This is a genomic window from Gemmatimonadota bacterium (assembly GCA_016209965.1).
Lineage (GTDB): Bacteria > Gemmatimonadota > Gemmatimonadetes > Longimicrobiales > RSA9 > JACQVE01.
In genome coordinates, this window is sequence record JACQVE010000239.1 from 1 (window position 1) to 6148 (window position 6148).

The 6148-nt window shown below is 68.9% G+C and carries 5 protein-coding genes; 4 read left to right on the top strand and 1 reads right to left on the bottom strand.

Annotated elements, in window-relative coordinates:
* The 4 genes from HY703_09570 to HY703_09585 all read left to right on the top strand — a co-directional run.
* The coding region (locus HY703_09570) for a hypothetical protein (protein ID MBI4545432.1) at positions 1–1141 on the top strand (1141 nt) is incomplete at its 5' end.
* Positions 1142–1210: 69 nt separating this feature from the next.
* The gene (locus HY703_09575; GenBank protein ID MBI4545433.1) at positions 1211–2326 is read left to right on the top strand and encodes a PorV/PorQ family protein; all 1116 of its coding nucleotides are present in this window, start codon (positions 1211–1213) and stop codon (positions 2324–2326) included.
* 12 nt (positions 2327–2338) lie between these two features.
* Positions 2339–3775, top strand: coding sequence for a GWxTD domain-containing protein (locus HY703_09580; protein ID MBI4545434.1), 1437 nt, complete (start codon positions 2339–2341; stop codon positions 3773–3775).
* A 36-nt stretch (positions 3776–3811) separates the two neighbouring features.
* Positions 3812–4204, top strand: coding sequence for a hypothetical protein (locus HY703_09585; protein ID MBI4545435.1), 393 nt, complete (start codon positions 3812–3814; stop codon positions 4202–4204).
* Here the strand turns inward: HY703_09585 and HY703_09590 are convergent.
* Positions 4167–6148: hypothetical protein (locus tag HY703_09590; protein MBI4545436.1), on the bottom strand; the 1982-nt coding region annotated here is incomplete at its 5' end. The genes HY703_09585 and HY703_09590 overlap by 38 nt on opposite strands.

Genomic DNA, 6148 nt, shown 5'->3' on the forward strand with positions numbered 1-6148 from the left:
GACCAACCGGCGGGGCAGTGCCGGCGCCACCATCGACCCGGGCGTCGCCACGGGTGTCCGCATGGTGCCGGGTGGCTCACGCTGGTTCTCGGGTGCGAACGAGACCGTGGCGGATCCGACCGCGCTCATCAAAGTCGGGCATCTCGACGGTGTCGACACCGTCTGGGCGCCGATACACCACACGCCGACGGTGCCTGGCGGGTCCCAATACCCCGGCTCGACGAACATACAGTGCTTCAGCTACTTGTTCTCGGATATGGGCCGAGCAGCGGACGTTAAGTTCACCTGGGGCGCATCTGGAGCCGTTACGGTTACGGACGTAAGCCATAACACGCCGGTAATCTTCAAGCCGACCGTGCAGGCGAGCTACGGCTTCCTGAACACGGACGCAAACGGCAACGGCGTGATCGACTGGGCCGACTTCAATTTCATCAGCAACGTCAGCCCGACTCTGCCTGGGTTGGGCTTCTGCGGCCACACCGACGATCCGGCCAAGCGCATCGCGCTCGAGTCCACGGCGAAGCTGAACCCGATCAGCACGGCGGGTCCGGGCACGGGTGGCCCGTTCCCGGCGAACGGGCAGGGCTTCGGGCTGTACGTCAACGGCGAGCGCTACATCTTCAAGGTGAGCGCGCTGCCGGCCAGCGGACAGGTGTGGACACTGCGCACGTACACCGGACTGCTGCGTGCACCAACGAACTCCCTAACCAATGATCCGGCCGGCTACACGTTCTGGGCGAATCTCCCGCCGTTCGAGCCGCGGCAGCCGATGGTCACCGGGGTGAGGTTCAACGCCCAGTCCACCGCGGCCTCCGAATTAGTGGGCGCGCCTGACATCAGTAAGGTGCACACGGTGCCGGATCCGTATTTCGTGCGCAGCGCGTTCGAGATCGGGCCGGCGAACAAGAAGCTGTACTTCGTGAACCTGCCGCCCCAGGCCATCGTCCGGATCTTCACGCTCAATGGCACGCTGGTGCGGGTGCTCGAGCACAACGATCCGCAGGGCGGCACCCAGCTCGCCTGGGATCTGCGCAACCGGAACAACCAGTTCGTGGCGTCCGGCGTGTACTTCTTCGTCGTGGAGTCCGCCGACGGTCAGAAGAAGATTGGTCGCTTCACCGTGATCCAGTTCGCCAGGTAACCGGATGGGGCGGGGCGGCGCGCTCCGGTGCCCGCCCTGCCCTCGAACCCAGAAGAGAGGTTGGGAGCCATGAAGCGTACGCTCGCACTCCTGGTGGGGCTGTGGCTGGTGCCCGGGCTGCTCCCGGCACAGGTGCCCAACATCCCGCCCACGGAGATTGACAACACGCGCTACGGCGGCACGGCGGCGCAGTTCCTGACGCTGCCCGCGGACGCGCGGGGCGCCGCGCTGGGTGGCGCCTATGCGGCGCTGGTCTCGGATGTCACGGCCATGTTCTGGAATCCGGCGGGGCTGGCGCTCCTGACGCGCAAGGAGGCGGCATTCACCTTCACCGAGTACGTCGCCAGCACGCACCACATCTGGGGGGGCATTGCCTGGCCCCTGGCCGGCGGCGACTGGGGGCTGGGTGTGAGCATCTCGAACTTCGGCTTCGGCGACCAGCCGGTCTATACCGAAGACAATTTCGAGGGGACAGGCGAGACGTACAGCGTGTCGGAGACCGCCATCGGCATTACGGGCTCGTTCCAGTTCTCTGATCGCTTCTCCGTCGGGCTGACGGGCCGCTACGTGAACGAGAGCCTGGCCAACACCACGGCCGCGGGCTTCACCGTCGATTTCGGCACCAACTACCACACGGAGGTTGCGGGCCGGCCGATCCGGGCCTCCTTCGTGGTGGTCAATTTTGGGCTGTCGTTCCAGCCCGAGGGGCCGACCTTGAACACGGACGTGGACCCGATCGAGGGCGGGATGGGTGCGGAGCCGAGCCCCGGGCAGTTCCGCACGAGCGCGGCCGAGCCGCCCACGCAGTTCCGGGTCGGCGTCGCCTATGACGTGCTGGCGGCGGTCAACTCGCGGGTCACACTCCTCTCCGAGTTCTGGCAGCCGAACGACTCGGATCCGGGCTACGGCTTGGCGGCCGAGTATGCCGTCAACCTGGGGTCGAGCCTGAGCGCAGCGGCGAGAGGCAGCTACGCGTACCAGGGCGACAACGCGGAGACGGACCCGGACGCGGGCAAGGCCGGTTTCGGCTCTTCCCTGCAGGACGATGCCAAGTGGGACGGCCTCTCGCTGGGCGGCGGCCTGGCGTGGAAGGCCGGCGCGTTCAACCTGGGACTGGATTACACGTACCGGCACCTGGGCATCCTTCCGGGCGTGAACATGTTCTCCGTGAAGCTGGGCTGGTAGGCCTTGCTGGCTTTGAAGCACAACCGCAGCTCAAGCGGCCTGCCCCTGCAGGCGCTGGCGATCCTGGCCCTGGCCGCCGGGATCGCCAGTGCTGCCCAGGCAGTAGGGGCACAGCGCGACGGTGTGCGCGTCCGCCACGCTCGGTTCTGGCGCGGGGATGCCACCCTGCTCGAAGGCCGGATCGGCCTCCAGGTGGCGGCAGAGGCCAGCCTCAGCCCGGCCCGCACGGTCGAGCTGGTCGTGCGCGATGCTGCCGGCAACACGCTGCACCGCGAAAGCTGGGAGCAGTCCATCTCGGCCCGGACGCTGGCACTGGCGCAGCAGGAGGGCGGCATCGAGCTCACCATCCCCTTTACCGTGGCGCTCGCCGCCGGCTCCTACGCCATCGGTGTGGCCAGCCGCGGCAGCGGCGCCGCTGATTCCGTGCTGGCCGCAGTGGAATCGTTCCCTTCCCCGCCGCTCTTGTCGGATCTGGTGCTGAGCAGCGGCATCCGGGTGCTGGGCGCGGGCGAGGCGGCGACTGCCGCGGAGATGCAAAAGGGCCGCTACGCCATCGAGCAGGGCACGCGCGTCACGCTGACGCCATTCCAGCCCAGGCTCTGGTATTACTTCGAGCTGTATGCGCCCCTGGGCGCGGCGCCCGCGCCGGTATCGCTCCGCTTCTCCGTCTGGCCCACTGCCGGGCGCGTTCAGCCGCTGGTGCGAACCGAGCGTACTTCCACGTTGACGCCGCCGGGCGGCGTGGAGACGGGCGGCCTCGACCTGGCGGGGCTGCCGCCGGGCGAGTACCGGTTGGTGGTCGAGGCAGAGGCGGGCGGCCGCCAGGAGCGGCGCGAGACCGAGTTCACCATGGCGGGGTTCGAGACGCAGCCGCTCGCCCCGGCGGCGCAGCCGGCGCGGGCCGAGAGCCGCGAGGAGGCGTTGCTCGAGCGCTATTTCGCGGCGCCGCTGAGCGATGATGCTACGATCCGGCAGTTCGTGGAAGCGCTGATTATCGCGACGCCGGCCGAGCCGGTGGCCAAGTCGGTGCGCGAGCTTTCGCCGGATGGGCAGCGCCGCTTCCTGGCCAGATACTGGGCGCGGCTCGACCGCACGCCGGCCACCGAGGCGCACGAGCTGCTCGAGGAGTGGATGGGGCGGGTCGAGTACGCCAGTCGCAACTATGCCGAGCGAGACATCGGCCGGCCGGGCGTGCAGAGTGATCGTGGGCGGATCTACCTGAAGTACGGGGAGCCGGACGAGAAGCTGGCGCAGCCCACGTCCGGGAACCGCGAGGTCGAGATCTGGAAGTACACGCGTCAGCGCCACATCAAGTTCGCGTTCCTGGACGAGTCGGGGTTCCAACATTTCCGGCTGGTCATGACCACGGATCCCTTCGAGGCGAGTCTGCCGGACTGGATGGAGCGGGTCGCGGACGCCGAGCTGATCCGGCTGATCCTGAGATTCTGAGTGCTAAGTCGCCCATTCACCTGGAGAGAAGAAACAATGAGATTCCGACGCTTCTCGCGTATGGCGCCGTCCCTGGGCGTGCTGGCCCTGGCGGCGCTGGGCGCGGCTTGCGAGGAGGACCCGACCGAAGCGGGCAGCGGCGATCCGGCCACTATCGTGGTGAGTCGATCGGTGACCAACCAGCTCGTGCCGGTCCCGTTCACGCTCACGGCGCAGGTCCTCGACCGGCGCTTCACGCGGCTGCCCACGGCGATTGAGGCCGCTTCCGCCAAGCCGGCCGTCGTGCGGGTGGATAGCACGAACTTTTTCCTGGAGCTGAGGGAGACGCGCGTGTTCCTGACGCCGCTCGCGGCCGACACGAGCACGATCATCACCTTCTCGGCATCGGGCCTCAGCGCGACCACGAAAGTCGTGTCCGTGAAGCAATGACCAGGAAGTCCGTCTGCCTGGCTGCCGCCTCGCCCGTAATCAGGTTCGTGATGACGACGTGCAGGCGGTAGCGGCCGGGCCCCACCTGGGAGGCCACGCGCCGAATCTCCTGGACCGGGCCACTGGCGGCTGGCCGCGCCGCACCCTCGAAGCGGAGCGTGGTGGGCCCGCCGCCCAGGCCGAGCAGCCGCTTGAGGCGTGACCACGCGCCCGCGCCGCTGCCGGCGAGGCGAATCTCGGTGCGGTAGGGCGTACCCTCCGGCAGGTTGTAAATCTCGTAAAATACGGTGAGGGCTCTGCCCGCCTGGAATTGGCGGGGTGGCACCAATGCCAGTCGCGCCTGGCCGCGGTGCCAGGACCCGGTGGTGTCGGGCTCGGCCAGCACAATGTCGCTCACCCCCAGTTCTGGCCCGCGGTATTCCGGGATGCGGGTAACGCCGCCGTAGAGCTGGCCCTGGCCGGGCTGCGCGGCGCTTCGTACTACCAGGCGGTGGACCGCCTGGAGTGACGGAGGCGCGGCCAGTTGAACGTGGGTGCGTAGATACTGCCCCCGCTCGAGGCGCGCCTGCGAGCGGAAGTGAAGAGTCGTGTCCACGCGACTGCTCTGCCTGCTTGTGGTGTCGATCACAATAAAGGAGAGCTGCAGCGAGTATACCGTCTCCCCCTCGAGCTCGAGCGGCTCGAGCTGGTCTCCGGGGATGGCCAGCGCCGCAGTGACATCCGTGCCAGTGCCGTCCCCGCGGAACGTGTAGATGTCGTAATAGAAGGGGAGCTCGCGATCGAAGCGGGGGCGGTCGCTATCCCGGGCGAGAGCAGTCAGAGCGTGGTCCCGGTTCTCCGCAGTGAGGGACTGATTGGCGAAGCGGATGTCGACCAGCGCGTCGCGGACATCGTTTGCGGCGGCGCCATGGCTGCGGAGCTGGCTGACCCGGCCCAATTTGGCGGCCAGGCCCAGGTAGCGGGGGTCGTAGGGGGCCAGGTCCTGAGCCAGCTCGCTGAGCGGCTCCAGTTGCGAGCCGCCAGTCGTGGGGTCGAGCGCGGCCAGCACATCGTCCACGAGTCGGAAGTCAGAGGCCAGCCGCAACTGGATGAAGTGGAAGAGCTGTTTGCTGCCGTCGGGCTGGGCGTACACCCAGGTCTCGTTGGGGCGCAGCTCCGGGTTGACTGTCCGGATGGTCGTCTCCGGCTCGCCGTGGCGGACGTAGACCAGCCCGCGGTCGTCCAGTGGCAGCTCCCACTCGGCGCCGGACTGGCGCACGACCGCCCCACCCGGAGGGGCGCCGCGCCGCCCGGCACGGCGGTAGAGCTGGTAGGCTCGGGCCAGGCGCCGGTAATGTTCGGCCACGCGCTGGGCCACCGTCACGCCCGCGAGCGCGGCTCGCTCTTCCCAGAAGCGAGTGAGCCAGCGCCGCCGCCCCTCGAGGTCGAGGCGCTGCCAATCGGCAGCCTCCCGGGCCTGTACTATGGGGATCAGGTCCTGGTAGTAGCTTTGCGCTGCCGCAGGCGTGAGCTGCTGGATGCCGCTCCGGTAAGCTTCGACTCCCCGCTCCTCGGCGTTAGGCTCGAGGAAAAGCGCCGTGGCGCGGGCGTGCAGCGCGAGTGCGGGATCGGCCCCCTGGGCGAGGGCCGCGTCCGCGGCCGCCTCCGAGGCGGGGAGTTCGCCCAGTGCGCGCAGCACGTGCGCCAGCCGGAGCGTGGCATTGGGCGAGGCGGGCTCGCCTGCCGCGACCGTCTCCAGCGCCGCCCTGGCTGCGCGCAGCGCGTCCATGTCCCCTGACGCGAGGGCCAGCTCGGCCAGCAGCAGGGCGGCAGGCTCGAAGCCGGGCTCGATCTCGAGTGCGCGGCGCAGCGCGCGGCGGGCACGGGAAATGGGATCGAGCCCCACCAGCTCCGCGAGGCTCTGTGCCAGCACGACGTCGTCCAGCATCCCGCCCGGTGTGGGCA

Coding starts and splice junctions, on each gene's coding strand:
- HY703_09585 (MBI4545435.1), top strand. CDS start 3,812: ATGAGATTCCGACGCTTCTCGCGTATGGCGCCGTCCCTGGGCGTGCTG.
- HY703_09575 (MBI4545433.1), top strand. CDS start 1,211: ATGAAGCGTACGCTCGCACTCCTGGTGGGGCTGTGGCTGGTGCCCGGG.